This window comes from Pseudomonas triticicola (assembly GCF_019145375.1).
GTDB classification, from domain to species: Bacteria; Pseudomonadota; Gammaproteobacteria; order Pseudomonadales; family Pseudomonadaceae; genus Aquipseudomonas; species Aquipseudomonas triticicola.
Map to the genome: position 1 here is coordinate 2,790,134 of NZ_JAHSTX010000001.1, position 16,139 is coordinate 2,806,272.

Sequence of the window (16,139 nt, forward strand, 5' to 3'; positions counted from 1 at the left end):
CGGCCGTTAAAGAGATGCAGCATAGATGCTTTGATCGCTCGATCTGGCGAGCTGGATCAAACAATTGCCAGGTTTTTTGAACGAAGCGCACGACGCGCGGCATTATACATGCCGTGCCTTACTCTCAAGAGCGCAATTTCCTCAGGTTGTGTCCGCGTATGACAGGCGAAATGAACATCCTCCCGCTGCCGCCCACCGTGCCGGCGAGCGCTCGCCCGCAGATGGGTGAACTGCTCAAGCTGCTGACGCCGGTCGAGGGCTTGATCGGCGCGGGGCAAAGCGCCAAGGCTGAGGTGTTGTCGCTCAAGCAGGCCGATCAGACCTTTGAATTGTTGCTCAAAGTGACCCTCGACAGCGGCCGTCAGACCACCGTGCAGGCCAGCAGCAACCTGCCGTTGCCACAGGGCACCAACCTGGCGATCACTCAGCCCTCGGCCGGCAATCTGGCGATCACCGTACAGCAAGGGATCGCCAGCAGCGTCGCCACCCTGACCCGCATCGATACCGCGCAATTGCCCGCCGGCACCTTGCTGCAAGGCAAAGTCGTGACCTCGCAGGCACTGCCGCAGACGCCGGGGCAAGCGGCGGTATTTCGCTCGATGGTCACCCTGCTCAACACCGCATTGAGCGGCAGCACCTTGACCGTCGACAGCCCGCAGCCGCTGCGCATCGGCACGTTGTTGTCGGCGCAGGTGCAGGACGCGCAGACCCTTAAATTCGTGCCGCTGAGCAGCCGTCAGGAACAACTGGCGGTCAGTCAGCAATTGCTCGGTCAGCAAAGTCGTCAGGGCTCGCTCGATGGCCTGCTGAAGATGTTGCAAAATCTGCCACCGGCGACTGACCAGACCTCGGCCGATCTGCGCGCGGTGGTCGACAAGCTGCTCGCCAGCCTGCCGGACCTGCAGCAAATGAGCACCGCCAAAGGCGTGGCGCTGGCCTTGGCCAACAGCGGCGCGTTCCTCGAAGCGAAATTGCTCGGCGGACAAAACCCGACTCTCGCCCCGGACATGAAAGCCGACCTGCTCAAGCTGATCGCGCAACTGACCCCGGGCCTGCCGAGCAACACCAATTTCAATGCGATCATCGCCGCCAATACTCTGGCCCAGGCACTGCCGAGTTTCGTCCGGAACGCCCTCGGCACCCTCGGCCAGGTCAGCGCCAAACCGGTGCCGAGCAGCTTCCCGTTGCCCGAACGACTGCTGGCGAAACTGGAAGGCGAAGGTGATCTCGAACAACTGCTGCGCCTCGCCGCCGCAGCGGTGTCGCGCCTGCAAAGCCATCAGTTGTCGAGCCTGGAACAGACCGGCGTCACCGACGATGGCCGCCTGCTCAGCACCTGGCAGCTGGAAATCCCCATGCGCAACCTGCAGGACATCGTGCCGCTGCAGGTCAAATTCCAGCGTGAAGAAGCGCCGGAGCGCGAACCGCAGCCGCATGAACGCCGTGATGAGCGCGAAGCCAAACAGCAACTGTGGCGCGTCGATCTGGCCTTCGATCTGGAACCGCTCGGGCCGATGCAGATTCAGGCGCAACTGATCGCCGGCAGCCTGTCCAGTCAGCTGTGGGCTGAGCGTCCGTACACCGCCGACCTGATTGAGAACAACCTGTTCGCCCTGCGCCAGCGCTTGCTCGACTCCGGGCTCAACGTCGGCGACCTCGACTGCCACCACGGCACTCCGCCGCAAGGCAACCAAACCCGCCTCGAACACCGCTGGGTCGACGAAACCGCATGAACGATTCCACTGCCCCACGCCAGGCCATCGCCCTCAAATATGACGGCAACCACGCCCCGACCCTCACCGCCAAGGGCGACGAAGAACTGGCCGAAGAAATTCTGCGCATCGCCCGCGATTACGAAGTGCCGATCTACGAAAACGCCGAACTGGTGCGCCTGCTGGCGCGGATGGAACTGGGCGACAGCATTCCCGAAGAGCTCTATCGCACCATCGCCGAGATCATCGCGTTTGCCTGGAATCTGAAGGGCAAATTCCCCGAGGGGCAGGATCCGGATGCGCCGATGGTCGAGAAGGACATCACCGCCCGTGGGGATGACTACTGAGCTGCAGTCGCAGTCTCTTCTGCGCCCTGCCATATACCGTTTGTCGCTACTGTCAGGTCTGACAGTAGCGCATGCCCGATCCCGCAGCGCTTGATTACGGACCAGACCTGACCAGGTTGCCCGCAGGTCCACAATCTTGAGGGATTGATTCCATGCCAAACGAGAAAGATGAATTGCCCCTGAACATAAACCCTGAAGGCGGACTGCTGGTCATGGGCGCACGCGGCAATCGGGGTGGTCTTGGCAACTTCTACACGCGCAGCTGGCGACTTGTAGCGCTGGACGCCTCAACGCTCAAACCGTTGAACGTCACGTGGCAGTATGTTGGAGACAAGCAGTCCGCCACTGCTAGCGAATTTTTCGATGTCCGGCCTTATGAGGAACTGATCGTCTGGTCGGGCAAGAATCGGATAACCCTGAACCCGTCAAACATTATCGGTACATCATTCGCCCTGTGCGCTGTTTTGGACAGCCGGGCAGTCCATGCATGGGGTCACGTCGATGGCGGCGGCACTTTGCCGGAACCGGTAAGAGAAGCGCACGACGTCGTAGAGTTGTCGGCCGGGATGAGAGCCTTTGCGATTCGGCGCGCGCAAGGCAATGTCCTCGCTTGGGGACTTCAGCCCAGCGGGACCGTCCCCGAAGATATCGCACAGCTGAATACGGTTGTCGCGGTGTCGGGAAGCACTTATGTTTTCGTAGCCCTTCTTGAGTCGCGCAGGCTTGTCGCATGGGGCATGCCCGAGATGGGAGGCGCACTTCCGCCCGAAATCGCCGATTTGACCGATATCATGCAAGCGTCTGGTGGCCAGTATGGTTTCGCCGCGCTGCGCAGCACTGGCAACGTCGTCTGTTGGGGCTATCATGACCATTCAGCGCAGCTGCCGGACGATATCGCGTTGCTCACCGACATAACCAGACTGGCTTGCTCGACTCATGCTTTCGCAGTAGTGAGCGACAATGGCCAAGTGCGCGCATGGGGGCATGAATCGCTTGGAGGCCAAGTGCCGTCGGACATCGCAGCACTGAGAGATATCGTCGACCTGGTCAGTAACAGCTCAGCCTTTGCAGCACGCAGAAGCAATGGCGCACTGGTCGCATGGGGACATATGCCGCCCATGCCAGAAGAGATTGCCAGTCGCAACGACATCGTCCACGTCATAGGCTCCGGATCCGGATTTGTCGTGCTGTGCGGGGATGGCTCAGTGCACGCTTGGGCTACCCTCCCCAGCGATATCGTTAACATTCCGCCAGACATTCGCCAGTTGAGAGACATTGTCGCCATTAATGCCAACCAAGACGCGGTCGTAGCATTGCGCAGCAACGGCGTGGCAGTTGCGTGGGGAAGAGAGAACGGCGGCGGCGATACCAGCGCAGTTGCCCATTTGCTCACTGACGTGCGTGCTGTGTACGGAGGAGGCGATACTTTCGTGGCACTCAGGGCAGATCGTCGAGTAGTGGCTTGGGGCAACGCCGACTTCGGCGGTAACGGTGAGCAGAAAGCCCTGTATCAACTGATCAGTTACACAAAAACTCCGGCCAGCTGATCCGGACAACTGCGGATCGCTATGCCTGCGATGCAATCGAGAAAAAAGATCGCAGCCTTCGACAGCGCTTACACGAGATTTATACAGGCGCTGCCTCCGATGCGATCTTTTGATCTTGCTTGCCGCTTGAAGCTTGAAGCCCCTAGCTGCCTTTGTGCAACTTGCGCATCAACTCCGCCTCAGCCTGGGTCAACCCGCACGACTGAGTCAGTTCATCGACACTCGCGCCCATGCCCACCAGTTTCGCCGCCTGGGCGAATGACAGGCTCGACGGGTCGCGTTGTTCCAGGGCAACGATCTTATCCGGCAACGGGCTTACCACCGCGCGCAACTCGTGCAGGGCTTCGCCCATGCGCACGTTGCCGTTCTGGTAATCGTCGACGCGTTTGGCCAGTTCCTTGATGCGCTGATCACGCAGCGCATCGCCCTGGGCCTGCTGCGCAGCGATCACTCGCTGCGCCTTGATGTACGAGACGAACATCGCCAGCGTGCCGGCCCAGAACAGGAACAGAACAATTACCGCAACCTCGAGAATCAAATCAGATGCTCTCCAGTTCCGACCATTCTTCTTCGCTCATCATCTTGTCCAGCTCGACCAGAATCAGCAGTTCGTTGTTCTTGTTGCACACGCCCTGGATGAACTTGGCCGACTCTTCGTTACCGACGTTCGGCGCGGTTTCGATTTCCGACTGACGCAGGTAAACCACTTCGGCGACGCTGTCGACCATGATGCCGACGACTTGCTTGTCGGCTTCGATGATGACGATACGGGTGTTGTCGCTGATCTCACCGCTGTGCAGGCCGAAGCGCTGACGGGTGTCGATCACGGTGACCACGTTACCGCGCAGGTTGATGATGCCCAGCACGTAGCTCGGTGCACCCGGCACTGGCGCGATCTCGGTGTAGCGCAGCACTTCCTGCACGCGCATCACGTTGATGCCGTAGGTTTCGTTATCCAGTTTGAAGGTCACCCATTGCAGGATCGGATCTTCAGAACCTTTTGCATTCGACGCCTGACTACTCATACCCTGACCCCTCGAAAAAACCGCCCCGGGCGGTGTGTGTTCTGTGTGGTGGCACTGGAAAATGCCATCGCCTGATTGTTATGTCGGCTGCTATGTCGGTTTATGTAGCGGCTTGTTGCCACTCAAGTACTTTGCCCCGCCGCTGGCGATCAACTCGGCCAGTGCGGATACGTCAAGCAATGCACACATGTGCTCGATCACGGTGCCGGCGAGCCATGGCCGCTGACCCCGGTGACTTCTCCATTTGATTTCATTCGGGTCCAGGCGCAACGAGCGGCTGACCTGATGCACCGCCAGCCCCCACTCGTAACCTTGTACCGAAATCACATATTGCAGGCCCTGCCGGAAGTCATCGCGATAACGATCCGGCATGACCCATCGTGCTGTGTCCAAGACTTTCAGATTACCGGCCTGACTCGGCAGAATCCCGAGGAACCACTCCGGCTGACCAAACAGCGGCGTCAGCTCGTGGCCGGCCAGCGAATAGATCGAGCCGAGGCACACCAGTGGCACCGCCAGGGTCAGCCCGGCAACATCGAACAGCAAGCATTCGAAGGCTTCGGCAGCCCAGGCCGGACGGCCATCGGGCTCGACCGGTGGCGGCGGGTTGTTCGGCGGCAGGTGCACTTCCACCAGCGGCGGGACCAGCACCTGCGGTTCCGCCACTGGCGGCGCGGGTTCAGGCTCCGGCTCGGGTTCCGGCACGGTCAATAATTGCGTTTGCAGCAGCGGCGCCAGTGTCGACAGTGGCGCGCGCGGTTCGTCGATCAGCGCCACCGGTGCTTTGGCCACGGGGGCAGCAGCAGGCGCGGCAATCGGAGCGACGGATTTCTGCGCGTCACGGGCCTGCTCTTCCAGCACCGCGGCCTGGAACTCGTCCATGGCCTCGGTGCTTTCCACCACTTCAGGCTGCGCCGGTTCGACGACTGGCGGCAGCGCTTCGGCCGGCGCAGGCAAGTCCTCGGGCAGGTCGAGCAACAGGTCTTCCAGATAGGACTGCAAGGCCTGTTGCGGACGTGACGTGAGTTTCACTGGGCGGTTCATCGGTGATCAGCGCCTGACAGGGAAATCGCATCGTCTGCTTCGCGAGCAGGCTCGCTCCCACAGGGTTCGGGCAAGCAGATCGAAATCATCTCAGGCCACCTGCGGAACAAGTTGCTGCGCGAGCAGGTGCTTGAGTAACGCGCGGTATGCCAGCACGCCACGGCTCTTGCCGTCGAATTGCGAAGGCGTGACGCCCGCCCGGCTGGCGTCGCGCAGACGAGTATCGACCGGGATGTAGCCGTGCCAGATGTCTTCGGGGAATTTGTCACGCAGCACGCGCAAGGTGCCCATCGACGCCTGCGTGCGGCGGTCGAACAGCGTCGGCACAATGCTGAACGGCAGCGGCTGTTTGCGCGAGCGATTGATCATCGCCAGGGTGTTGACCATGCGCTCCAGACCTTTCACGGCGAGGTGCTCGGTCTGTACCGGGATCACCAGTTGCTGGCTCGCCGCGAGGGCGTTGACCATCAGCACACCGAGCAACGGCGGGCTGTCGATGATCGCGTAATCGAAGTCCTGCCACAGTTGCGCCAGACTCTTGGCGATCACCAGACCCAGGCCACTCTGCCCCGGCGACTGGCGCTCAAGGGTGGCCAGTGCGGTGCTCGATGGCAGCAGGGAAATGCGTTCGTCGCTGGTCGACAACAGCAACTGCCCCGGCAGGCCGTGCGGCACGCTGCCCTTGTGCAGAAACAGGTCGTAGTTGCTGTGTTCCAGGCTGTCGGGGTCGTAGCCGAAATAGCTGGTCATCGAGCCGTGCGGGTCGAGATCGACCACAACCACGCGCTTGCCCGCCTCGGCCAGCAATCCGGCTAAAGCGATGGAGGATGTGGTTTTACCGACACCACCCTTTTGATTGGCGACTGCCCAGACTCTCATTCAGTTCGTTCCTCCCGGCCAGGTTGATTGGTCGAGACATGCTTCAGCGTGTTAATGCGGGCGACGGAGAATTGACGGCACTCTCGCGTCCCGGCGTCTTGACCGGGGTCGGTGCAGTTTGTGTGCCAGCGCGCTTCAACGCCGCGTCCGGTTGCGCATTGGCGGTTCCGGTGCCGGTGAGGCTGCGGCGTACATCGAGATTGCGCGACACCACCAGCACCACGCGACGGTTCTTCGCCCGGCCTTCGACCGTGGCGTTGTTGGCCACCGGCTGGAATTCGCCGTAGCCCACCGACGCCAGTCGCCCAGGGTTTACGCCCTGCATGGCGAGCATGCGCACGATGCTCGCCGAGCGCGCCGAGGACAGTTCCCAGTTGGTCGGGTACTGCGCGGTGCGGATCGGTTGATCGTCGGTGAAGCCTTCGACGTGGATCGGGTTGTCGAACGGTTTGAGGATCGCCGCGACCTTGTCGATGATGTTGAACGCGATGTCGCTCGGCATGGCGTCGCCGCTGCCAAACAACAGGCTGGAATTGAGCTCGATCTCGACCCACAACTCGTTGCCGCGCACGGTCATCTGGTTGGAGCTGATCAAGTCACCGAACGCGGCGCTGATGTCATCGGCGATGCTTTTCAGCGGATCGCTGGCCCCGGAAATGCCGGCGTCGACCTGCTCGGCATCCTTGACCAGCGGCTTGGCCGGGGTCACGGTTTTCGGTCGTTCGTCGCCGATCGGAATCGGTTTGAGCGAGCGGTCGGAGTCGGTAAACACGCCGATCAGCGCTTCGGAAATGACTTTGTACTTGCCTTCGTTGATCGACGAGATCGAGTACATCACCACGAAAAACGCGAACAGCAAAGTGATGAAATCCGCGTAGGACACGAGCCAGCGCTCGTGATTGACGTGTTCTTCCTGGTGGCGACGACGAGCCATGAGGTTATTCCCTTAGTCCATGAAGCCTTGCAGCTTCAACTCAATGGAACGAGGGTTTTCACCTTCGGCGATCGACAGAATTCCTTCCAGCAACATTTCGCGATAACGCGACTGCCGCAACGCAATGGACTTGAGCTTGGCCGCGACCGGCAAGAGGATCAGGTTGGCACTGGCCACGCCATAGATGGTCGCGACGAACGCCACGGCAATGCCGTTACCCAGTTGCGACGGATCGGCGAGGTTGCCCATTACGTGAATCAGGCCCATCACCGCACCGATGATGCCAATGGTCGGCGCATAGCCGCCCATGCTTTCGAACACTTTGGCCGCTTCGATATCGCGGGATTCCTGGGTGTAGAAATCCACTTCGAGAATGCTGCGAATGGCTTCCGGCTCGGCGCCATCGACCAGCAGTTGCAGACCTTTGCGCGAGTAGCTGTCAGGTTCGGCGTCGGCCACGCCTTCGAGGCCGAGCAAGCCTTCCTTGCGCGCCGTCAGGCTCCAATTGACCACGCGGTCGATGCCGCCGGCCAGGTCGACACGCGGCGGAAAGAAGATCCAGGCGAGAATCTGCATGGCGCGCTTGAACGCGCTCATCGGCGATTGCAGCAGCGCAGCACCGACCGTGCCGCCTAGCACGATCAGCGCTGCCGGGCCGTTGGCCAGCGCGCCGAGGTGACCGCCTTCAAGGTAGTTGCCGCCGATGATGGCGACAAACGCCATGATGAGGCCGATAAGGCTGAGAACATCCATCAGATACACGCCTCGACGATGTGCTTGCCGATGTCGTCCAGACCGTACACCGCGTCAGCCAGATCGGCTTTGACGATGGCCATCGGCATGCCGTAGATCACGCAGCTTGCTTCGTCCTGCGCCCACACCGAACTGCCGCCCTGCTTGAGCAGACGCGCGCCTTCGCGGCCGTCGGCGCCCATGCCGGTCAGCACCACTGCCAGAACTTTGTCGCCGTAAGACTTGGCTGCAGAACCGAAGGTGATGTCCACGCACGGCTTGTAATTCAGACGTTCGTCACCCGGCAGAATCTTCACCGCGCCACGGCCGTCGATCATCATCTGCTTGCCACCCGGTGCCAGCAGCGCCAGGCCCGGACGCAGGATGTCGCCATCCTCGGCTTCCTTGACGCTGATACGGCAGAGCTTGTCGAGACGTTCGGCAAACGCTTTGGTGAACGCCGCCGGCATGTGCTGGATCAGCACGATCGGCGCCGGGAAGTTCGCCGGCAACTGCGTCAGTACGCGTTGCAGCGCGACCGGGCCGCCGGTCGAGGTACCGATGGCAACCAGTTTGTAGGCTTTGCGTTTCGGTGCTGGCGACGAAGCGCTGGCAGCGGATGCACGGGCAGGCGCTGGCGCAGGCGCCGGACGTGCCGGGACAGGGCTGCTGTGGCTCGTGTGGCTGCCGTAGCTCGACGCTGCCGGAGCAGGCGTCGGCGCTGGCGCAGCGGCGGGAGCCGGCGCGCTGTAGGCACTGAAACGACGATTGCTGCGCGAGATGCTGTGGACTTTCTCGCACAGCAGCTGCTTGACCTTCTCGGGGTTGCGCGAGATGTCTTCGAAATTCTTCGGCAGGAAATCCACCGCGCCGGCGTCCAGCGCATCGAGGGTGACCCGCGCGCCTTCGTGGGTCAGCGAGGAGAACATCAACACCGGGGTCGGGCAGCGCTGCATGATGTGCCGCACTGCCGTGATGCCGTCCATCATCGGCATCTCGTAGTCCATGGTGATCACGTCAGGCTTGAGTGCCATGGCCTGATCGATCGCCTCTTTACCGTTGGTGGCCGTGCCGACCACCTGGATGCTCGGATCCGCCGAAAGAATTTCCGAGACGCGGCGGCGGAAAAAACCCGAATCGTCCACCACCAGGACTTTGACTGCCATAAACACTCCATTAGGTGCAGCGGCGCGTCATCGCGCCGCCGCCCCGGATTCAAATACGCTTTGTGGCGTAACGCTTGAGCATGCTTGGAACATCGAGAATCAGCGCAATGCGGCCGTCACCGGTGATGGTGGCGCCGGACATGCCCGGAGTTCCCTGGAGCATTTTGCCCAATGGCTTGATGACCACTTCTTCCTGGCCGACCAGTTGATCGACGACGAAGCCGATCCGCTGAGTGCCCACCGAAAGAATCACCACATGGCCTTCGCGCTGCTCTTCGTGAGCGGCGGAGCTGACCAGCCAGCGCTTGAGGTAGAACAATGGCAGCGCCTTGTCGCGCACGATCACCACTTCCTGACCGTCGACGACATTGGTGGTCGACAGGTCGAGGTGGAAGATTTCGTTGACGTTGACCAGCGGGAACGCAAAGGCCTGATTGCCGAGCATGACCATCAGCGTCGGCATGATCGCCAGGGTCAACGGCACCTTGATGACGATCTTCGAGCCCTGGCCCTTGGTCGAGTAGATGTTGATCGAACCGTTGAGCTGGGAAATCTTGGTCTTCACCACGTCCATGCCGACACCACGGCCGGACACGTCGGAGATCTCGGTCTTGGTCGAGAAACCCGGGGCGAAAATCAGGTTGTAGCACTCGGTATCGCTCAAGCGATCGGCGGCGTCCTTGTCCATCACACCGCGTTTTACCGCGATCGAACGCAGGACGTTCGGGTCCATGCCTTTGCCGTCGTCGGAGATCGACAGGAGGATATGGTCGCCTTCCTGCTCGGCCGCCAGCACCACGCGACCGCCACGGGCCTTGCCCGATGCTTCACGTTCTTCCGGCGACTCGATGCCATGGTCGACGGCGTTGCGCACCAAGTGGACCAGCGGGTCGGCCAGAGCCTCGACAAGGTTTTTGTCGAGGTCGGTTTCTTCACCCACCAGTTCCAGGTTGATCTCTTTCTTGAGCTGCCGTGCGAGGTCGCGGACCAGACGCGGGAAGCGCCCGAAGACCTTCTTGATCGGCTGCATCCGCGTCTTCATTACGGCGGTCTGCAGGTCAGCGGTGACCACGTCGAGGTTCGACACGGCCTTGGACATGGCTTCGTCGCCGCTGTTGAGGCCCAGGCGCACCAGACGGTTACGCACCAGCACCAGCTCGCCGACCATGTTCATGATCTCGTCGAGCCGCGCGGTATCGACGCGCACGGTGGTTTCTGCTTCGCTGGCCGGTTTTTCTGCCGGTGCAGCGGCTGGCGCACGGGCCGCAGCCGGTGCAGCAGCGGCGGCCGGTTTCGGCGCCTCGGCTTTCGGTTCAGGCTTGGCGGCAGGTTTCGGCGCAGCAGCGGCAGCCGGAGCTTTCGCCGCTGGCGTGGCGACGCTCGACGCAGAGCCGGCAGTCGCAGCGCTGGCGTCAAACTTGCCTTTGCCGTGCAATTCGTCGAGCAGCGATTCGAATTCGTGATCGCTGATCAGGTCGCTGCCCGCCGCAGCGGCTGCCGGTGCAGCAGGTGCGGCCGGGGCCGAAGCGATGGCCGATTCCAGCGCGTCAACGGCGAAGTTGCCCTTGCCGTGCAACTGATCGAGCAAGGCTTCGAATTCGTCGTCGGTGATGTCCGAGCTGTCGCCTGCAGCAGGCGCAGCCGGAGCCGCTGGTGCTGGCGCCGGAGCGACCGCATCGACAGCAAACTGGCCCTTGCCGTGCAGCTGATCGAGCAGCGACTCAAATTCGGCGTCGGTGATTTCATCGCTGGCCGCCGTGTCGGCAACCGGCGCGGGCGCCACAGCAGCAGCCGGAGCCTCAGCCTGGGCCTTGACGGCGTTCAGCGAGTCCAGCAATTGTTCGAATTCGTTATCGGTGATGTCTTCCGAGGAGTCGCTTTCAACGACCAGTTCTTCGATCATCTCGGCAACCGGCGAAGCCGGGGCTTCATCCGCCGATTGCGGCTCGGCCAGACGCGCCAGCGCGGCCAGCAGTTCCGGCGTCGCAGCGGTGATCGGTGCACGCTCACGGACTTCGCTGAACATGCTGTTCACCGCGTCCAGTGCCTCGAGCACCACGTCCATCAGTTCTGCATCAACGCGACGCTCACCCTTGCGCAGGATGTCGAAGACGTTTTCGGCGATGTGACAGCACTCCACCAGCTCATTGAGCTGAAGGAAGCCGGCGCCCCCTTTTACAGTGTGGAAACCGCGAAAAATTGCATTGAGCAGATCTGCATCATCCGGGCGGCTTTCCAGCTCGACCAGTTGTTCGGACAGTTGCTCAAGAATCTCGCCGGCCTCAACCAGGAAATCCTGAAGGATCTCTTCATCGGCGCCGAAGCTCATTAATGGGGTGCTCCTACAGGTCTAAAAACCCAAAAAACCCGAATTCCGAAACTCTAGAATCCAAGGCTGGATAACAAATCGTCCACATCGTCCTGACCGGACACAACGTCTTCTCGTTTATCGGCATGAATCTGCGGACCTTCACCCTGCGAGAGATGTTTTTGTGGATCTTTTTCAGCAAGCATTGCGGCGCGGTCATGTTCGATGCCCGCAAAGCGGTCGACCTGACTGGCCATGAGCACGAGTTTGAGCAGATTGCTTTCGACTTCGGTGACCAATTGGGTCACACGCTTGATCACTTGACCTGTGAGGTCCTGGTAATCCTGAGCCAGCAGGATGTCATTGAGGTTGCTCGACACCGCACGGTTGTCCGTGCTGCTGCGTGACAGAAAACCGTCGACCCGGCGCGCCAGTTCACGGAACTCTTCAGCCCCGACCTCGCGACGCATGAAGCGGCCCCAATCGGCGCTCAACGTCTGCGCTTCATCAGCGAGACTGTTGACCACCGGCGTGGCGCTTTCCACCAGATCCATGGTGCGGTTGGCCGCGGCTTCCGTCAGCTTGACCACATAGCCCAGGCGTTCGGTGGCGTCGGTGATTTGCGACACTTCCTCGGCCTGCGGCATGTGCGGATCAATCTGGAAATTGACGATCGCACTGTGCAGTTCACGTGTGAGCTTGCCCACTTCCTGATACAGGCCGCGGTCACGGGTCTGATTGAGCTCATGGATCAGTTGCACCGCGTCGCCGAACCTGCCTTTTTCAAGGCTCTCGACCAGTTCGACCGCGTGTTTTTTCAGGGTCGATTCGAAATCGCCCTGTGATGATTCGTTATGCTCCATAGCTCCCCCGCGCATTCATCAGCCGATGCGTTCGAAAATCTTCTCGATTTTGTCTTTCAACGCTTGAGCCGTGAAAGGTTTGACCACGTAACCGTTCACACCGGCCTGGGCGGCCTCGATGATCTGCTCGCGCTTGGCTTCAGCAGTCACCATCAACACCGGGAGGTGCTTGAGTTTTTCATCGGCGCGCACGTGACGCAGCAGGTCGATACCGGTCATGCCCGGCATGTTCCAGTCCGTTACCAGAAAGTCGATGCTGCCGCTGTTGAGCACCGGAATGGCAGTGGTGCCATCGTCGGCCTCGACGGTGTTGGTGAACCCAAGATCGCGCAGCAGGTTCTTGATGATCCGCCGCATCGTTGAGAAGTCATCAACGATGAGGATTTTCATGTCTTTGTTCAATTCGACCTCCAAGCAGTCTTAAACGCGCCCAGCACCTGGACGCGCCACTTCAATCAATCGGCGCAGCACTTAAAGTTTGTCTGGAGCACAACGGATCGAGACCGGCGCCGTTCATCACCGCACCAGCCTCGTTTCGCAGTGTCCCCACACTGCCTTCAGCGCGCTCGCCACTCCCCCAAACGCCCCCGCAGACGGGCCGCGCACTGGCTGTGTAACTGGCTGACCCGCGATTCACTGACGCCAAGGACTTCACCGATTTCCTTGAGGTTCAGCTCTTCGTCGTAGTACAGCGCCAACACCAGTCGCTCACGCTCCGGCAAATTGGCAATCGCGTCCGCCAGCGCCGCCTGGAAGCGTTCATCTTCCAGATCGCGTGACGGCTCCATATGAGCACTCGCGCCATCCTCGTGCAGCCCTTCGTGTTCGCCGTCCTGCAACAGGTCGTCGAAACTGAACAGGCGACTGCCCAAGGTGTCATTCAGAATCCCGTAGTAATCGTCGAGACTCAATTGGAGTTCGGCCGCAACCTCGTGATCTTTAGCGTCACGGCCGGTTTTAGCTTCAATCGAGCGAATCGCGTCGCTGACCATCCTGGTATTACGGTGAACCGAGCGTGGCGCCCAATCCCCTTTGCGCACTTCATCGAGCATCGCGCCGCGGATTCGAATGCCCGCGTACGTTTCGAAACTGGCGCCTTTGCTGGCGTCGTATTTGGTCGAGACTTCGAGCAAACCGATCATCCCGGCCTGGATCAGGTCTTCGACCTGCACGCTGGCCGGCAGGCGCGCCAGCAAGTGATAGGCAATGCGTTTGACCAGTGGCGCGTAACGCTCGATCAATTCGTATTGCGCGTCACGCGCCGACTTTTTGTAAAGATTCATGCCACTGGCGGTCATATCACAGGCCCTGCGGTTTGCTGCACGAGACGCTCGACGAAAAATTCCAGATGCCCGCGCGGGTTGGCCGGCAGCGGCCAGGTGTCGACCTTCTGGGCGATGGCCTTGAAGGCCAGCGCGCACTTGGAACGGGGAAAGGCTTCGTAGACGGCGCGCTGCTTCTGCACGGCCTTGCGCACGCTTTCGTCGTACGGCACGGCGCCGACGTATTGTAGGGCGACGTCGAGGAAGCGATCCGTGACCTTGGTCAACTTGGCGAACAGGTTGCGCCCTTCCTGCGGGCTCTGCGCCATGTTGGCCAGTACGCGGAAGCGGTTCATGCCGTAGTCGCGGTTGAGCAACTTGATCAGCGCGTAAGCGTCGGTGATCGAAGTCGGCTCGTCGCAGACCACCAGCAACACTTCCTGGGCGGCGCGTACGAAACTGACTACCGAGTCACCAATACCCGCAGCGGTGTCGATCACCAGCACGTCGAGATTGTCGCCGATGTCGCTGAACGCCTGGATCAGGCCGGCGTGCTGCGCCGGGCTCAGGTGCACCATGCTCTGCGTGCCGGAGGCCGCCGGCACGATGCGAATCCCGCCCGGGCCCTGCAACAGCACGTCGCGCAGTTCGCAACGGCCTTCGATGACGTCGGCCAGTGTGCGCTTGGGTGTCAGCCCCAGCAGAACGTCGACGTTCGCCAGGCCCAGGTCGGCGTCCAGCAGCATGACCCGACGGCCAAGCTCTGCCAGCGCCAGCGACAAGTTCACTGACACGTTAGTCTTGCCGACGCCACCTTTGCCGCCGGTCACCGCGATCACCTGTACGGGATGCATGCTGCCCATGTTATTTCTTTACCTTGTCTTGCATAGACGGAGGCCACATTACTGGCTGCGCGTTCCTGATCGGAACAATGCGTGGCAGACCATCGATGTAGGTACAAAAACTGTTCATGATTACCTCAGCCAACCTGCTTGGTCGGGCTGTGATAGATATCAGCGAACATGTCAGCCATGGCTTCTTCGCTGGGTTCTTCCTGCATTTGCACGCTGACGGCGCGGCTGACCAACTGATGACGACGCGGCAGATGCAAATCATCCGGAATCCGTGGGCCATCGGTCAGATACGCGACCGGCAATTCATGACTGATCGCCAGGCTCAACACTTCGCCGAGACTGGCCGTTTCATCCAGTTTAGTCAGGATGCAGCCGGCCAGCCCGCAACGCTTGTAACTGTGATAAGCGGCGGTTAGAACCTGTTTCTGGCTGGTGGTTGCCAGGACCAGATAGTTTTTTGAGCGAATGCCACGCCCGGCCAGGCTCTCAAGCTGCATGCGCAACGCCGGATCACTGGCTTGCAGGCCGGCAGTATCGATCAAAACCACGCGTTTGCGTAGCAGTGGATCCAATGCCTGCACCAGCGACTGACCCGGATCGACGTGCGTTACCGGCACGTTGAGGATGCGCCCGAGGGTTTTCAGTTGTTCCTGCGCGCCGATGCGGAAGCTGTCCATGCTCACCAGTGCAACGTTCTGCGCGCCGTACTTGAGCACGTAACGCGCGGCGAGCTTGGCCAGCGTGGTGGTCTTGCCCATGCCGGCGGGGCCGACCATGGCAATCACACCGCCCTCTTCCAGCGGCTCGACTTCCGGTACGGCAATCATCCGCGCCAGGTGGGCCAGCAGCATGCGCCAGGCCTGACGGGGTTCTTCGATATCGGTGATCATCGCCAGCAGATCGCGCGACAGCGGGCCGGACAGGCCAATGCGCTGCAGACGGCGATACAGATTGGCCTGGGCCGGACGGCTGCCTTGCAGCTGATTCCAGGCCAGGGTGCCGAGCTGCACTTCCATCAGCTCGCGCAGGCTGTTCAATTCAAAACGCATCGACTCCAGCGCACGCGGATCGACACCCGCCGAGGCCTGCGCAGGTGCTGCGGCCGGGCGCGTCGGTGCGGCGTAGGTCGGCTCGCTCAGCGGCTCGGCAGCAGTCAGCGGCAGGCCTGCGGTCAACGGCAGCCCTGCGAACAACTGCTGATTGGTGTTGCCGTCGGCTTCGCCACGCAGGCTCAGCTCGGCCTGGGCGGTGACGATGCGCGACTGGGTCTTGCGCAGCTCGTCTTCGAGTTCCATGTTCGGAACCCGTGGCGCCAGCGCCGACAATTTGTAATCCAGAGCCGCCGTCAACTCGACGCCGCCGGCAATGCGGCGGTTGCCGATGATGGCGGCATCAGCGCCCAGCTCATCGCGAACCAGCTTCATGGCCTGACGCATATCGGCGGCGAAAAAACGCTTAACTTGCAT

At 61.1% G+C, this 16,139-nt stretch carries 16 protein-coding genes; 3 read left to right on the forward strand and 13 right to left on the reverse strand.

The features are described 5' to 3' along the window. The first annotated feature begins 158 nt into the window (after positions 1 to 158). The 3 genes from fliK to KVG85_RS12400 all read left to right on the forward strand — a co-directional run bounded on the left by fliK (position 159) and on the right by KVG85_RS12400 (position 3,606). Positions 159 to 1,733, forward strand: a complete 1,575-nt coding sequence (fliK, locus tag KVG85_RS12390; RefSeq protein WP_217863993.1) for a flagellar hook-length control protein FliK — start codon at positions 159 to 161, stop codon at positions 1,731 to 1,733. Continuing rightward, a complete protein-coding gene (locus KVG85_RS12395; protein ID WP_217863994.1) occupies positions 1,730 to 2,059 on the forward strand; it encodes an EscU/YscU/HrcU family type III secretion system export apparatus switch protein in 330 nt (109 codons plus the stop codon). The genes fliK and KVG85_RS12395 overlap by 4 nt, the downstream gene beginning before the upstream one ends. Positions 2,060 to 2,211: 152 nt before the next feature. After that, entirely contained in the window at positions 2,212 to 3,606 is a 1,395-nt protein-coding gene (locus KVG85_RS12400) for an RCC1 domain-containing protein (RefSeq protein ID WP_217863995.1), read from the forward strand. 142 nt (positions 3,607 to 3,748) lie between these two features. Here KVG85_RS12400 and KVG85_RS12405 read toward each other — a convergent pair whose 3' ends face one another. The 13 genes from KVG85_RS12405 to flhF form a co-directional block, all read right to left on the reverse strand. Continuing rightward, a complete protein-coding gene (locus KVG85_RS12405) occupies positions 3,749 to 4,144 on the reverse strand; it encodes a DUF2802 domain-containing protein (RefSeq protein ID WP_016771049.1) in 396 nt (131 codons plus the stop codon). 1 nt (position 4,145) lies between these two features. Further along, positions 4,146 to 4,631, reverse strand: coding sequence for a chemotaxis protein CheW (locus tag KVG85_RS12410; protein ID WP_016771050.1), 486 nt, complete (start codon positions 4,629 to 4,631; stop codon positions 4,146 to 4,148). Positions 4,632 to 4,721: 90 nt separating this feature from the next. Further along, complete coding sequence (locus KVG85_RS12415) at positions 4,722 to 5,675, reverse strand: CheW domain-containing protein (RefSeq protein ID WP_217863996.1); 954 nt, start codon at positions 5,673 to 5,675, stop codon at positions 4,722 to 4,724. A gap of 90 nt (positions 5,676 to 5,765) precedes the next feature. Next, positions 5,766 to 6,554, reverse strand: coding sequence for a ParA family protein (locus tag KVG85_RS12420; protein ID WP_217863997.1), 789 nt, complete (start codon positions 6,552 to 6,554; stop codon positions 5,766 to 5,768). Positions 6,555 to 6,597: 43 nt separating this feature from the next. Further along, complete coding sequence (gene motD / locus KVG85_RS12425; RefSeq protein WP_016771054.1) at positions 6,598 to 7,488, reverse strand: flagellar motor protein MotD; 891 nt, start codon at positions 7,486 to 7,488, stop codon at positions 6,598 to 6,600. Positions 7,489 to 7,500: 12 nt separating this feature from the next. Next, complete coding sequence (locus KVG85_RS12430; RefSeq protein WP_039763601.1) at positions 7,501 to 8,241, reverse strand: flagellar motor protein; 741 nt, start codon at positions 8,239 to 8,241, stop codon at positions 7,501 to 7,503. Continuing rightward, positions 8,241 to 9,386: a protein-glutamate methylesterase/protein-glutamine glutaminase gene (locus KVG85_RS12435; RefSeq protein ID WP_056783833.1), complete on the reverse strand. Its 1,146-nt coding sequence runs from the start codon at positions 9,384 to 9,386 to the stop codon at positions 8,241 to 8,243. The genes KVG85_RS12430 and KVG85_RS12435 overlap by 1 nt, the downstream gene beginning before the upstream one ends. 49 nt (positions 9,387 to 9,435) lie before the next feature. Continuing rightward, complete coding sequence (locus tag KVG85_RS12440; RefSeq protein WP_217863998.1) at positions 9,436 to 11,715, reverse strand: chemotaxis protein CheA; 2,280 nt, start codon at positions 11,713 to 11,715, stop codon at positions 9,436 to 9,438. A 53-nt stretch (positions 11,716 to 11,768) separates the two neighbouring features. After that, on the reverse strand, positions 11,769 to 12,557 hold the full coding sequence (locus KVG85_RS12445; RefSeq protein ID WP_042607546.1) for a protein phosphatase CheZ: 789 nt from the start codon (positions 12,555 to 12,557) through the stop codon (positions 11,769 to 11,771). 18 nt (positions 12,558 to 12,575) lie between these two features. After that, positions 12,576 to 12,947, reverse strand: coding sequence for a chemotaxis response regulator CheY (locus KVG85_RS12450; RefSeq protein ID WP_024012118.1), 372 nt, complete (start codon positions 12,945 to 12,947; stop codon positions 12,576 to 12,578). Positions 12,948 to 13,114: 167 nt separating this feature from the next. Next, the gene (gene fliA / locus KVG85_RS12455; RefSeq protein WP_016771059.1) at positions 13,115 to 13,855 is read right to left on the reverse strand and encodes an RNA polymerase sigma factor FliA; all 741 of its coding nucleotides are present in this window, start codon (positions 13,853 to 13,855) and stop codon (positions 13,115 to 13,117) included. After that, complete coding sequence (gene fleN, locus KVG85_RS12460) at positions 13,852 to 14,682, reverse strand: flagellar synthesis regulator FleN (protein ID WP_016771060.1); 831 nt, start codon at positions 14,680 to 14,682, stop codon at positions 13,852 to 13,854. Before fleN ends, fliA begins: the two co-directional genes overlap by 4 nt. 116 nt (positions 14,683 to 14,798) lie before the next feature. Continuing rightward, complete coding sequence (gene flhF / locus KVG85_RS12465; protein ID WP_217863999.1) at positions 14,799 to 16,139, reverse strand: flagellar biosynthesis GTPase FlhF; 1,341 nt, start codon at positions 16,137 to 16,139, stop codon at positions 14,799 to 14,801.

Excerpts from the sequence above, each read along its gene's own strand:
- fliK (WP_217863993.1), top strand. The coding sequence starts at position 159 with ATGACAGGCGAAATGAACATCCTCCCGCTGCCGCCCACCGTGCCGGCG.
- KVG85_RS12395 (WP_217863994.1), top strand. The coding sequence starts at position 1,730 with ATGAACGATTCCACTGCCCCACGCCAGGCCATCGCCCTCAAATATGAC.
- KVG85_RS12400 (WP_217863995.1), top strand. The coding sequence starts at position 2,212 with ATGCCAAACGAGAAAGATGAATTGCCCCTGAACATAAACCCTGAAGGC.
- KVG85_RS12410 (WP_016771050.1), bottom strand. The coding sequence starts at position 4,631 with ATGAGTAGTCAGGCGTCGAATGCAAAAGGTTCTGAAGATCCGATCCTG.
- KVG85_RS12415 (WP_217863996.1), bottom strand. The coding sequence starts at position 5,675 with ATGAACCGCCCAGTGAAACTCACGTCACGTCCGCAACAGGCCTTGCAG.
- KVG85_RS12420 (WP_217863997.1), bottom strand. The coding sequence starts at position 6,554 with ATGAGAGTCTGGGCAGTCGCCAATCAAAAGGGTGGTGTCGGTAAAACC.
- motD (WP_016771054.1), bottom strand. The coding sequence starts at position 7,488 with ATGGCTCGTCGTCGCCACCAGGAAGAACACGTCAATCACGAGCGCTGG.
- KVG85_RS12430 (WP_039763601.1), bottom strand. The coding sequence starts at position 8,241 with ATGGATGTTCTCAGCCTTATCGGCCTCATCATGGCGTTTGTCGCCATC.
- KVG85_RS12435 (WP_056783833.1), bottom strand. The coding sequence starts at position 9,386 with ATGGCAGTCAAAGTCCTGGTGGTGGACGATTCGGGTTTTTTCCGCCGC.
- KVG85_RS12440 (WP_217863998.1), bottom strand. The coding sequence starts at position 11,715 with ATGAGCTTCGGCGCCGATGAAGAGATCCTTCAGGATTTCCTGGTTGAG.
- KVG85_RS12445 (WP_042607546.1), bottom strand. The coding sequence starts at position 12,557 with ATGGAGCATAACGAATCATCACAGGGCGATTTCGAATCGACCCTGAAA.
- KVG85_RS12450 (WP_024012118.1), bottom strand. The coding sequence starts at position 12,947 with ATGAAAATCCTCATCGTTGATGACTTCTCAACGATGCGGCGGATCATC.
- fliA (WP_016771059.1), bottom strand. The coding sequence starts at position 13,855 with ATGACCGCCAGTGGCATGAATCTTTACAAAAAGTCGGCGCGTGACGCG.
- fleN (WP_016771060.1), bottom strand. The coding sequence starts at position 14,682 with ATGGGCAGCATGCATCCCGTACAGGTGATCGCGGTGACCGGCGGCAAA.
- flhF (WP_217863999.1), bottom strand. The coding sequence starts at position 16,139 with ATGCAAGTTAAGCGTTTTTTCGCCGCCGATATGCGTCAGGCCATGAAG.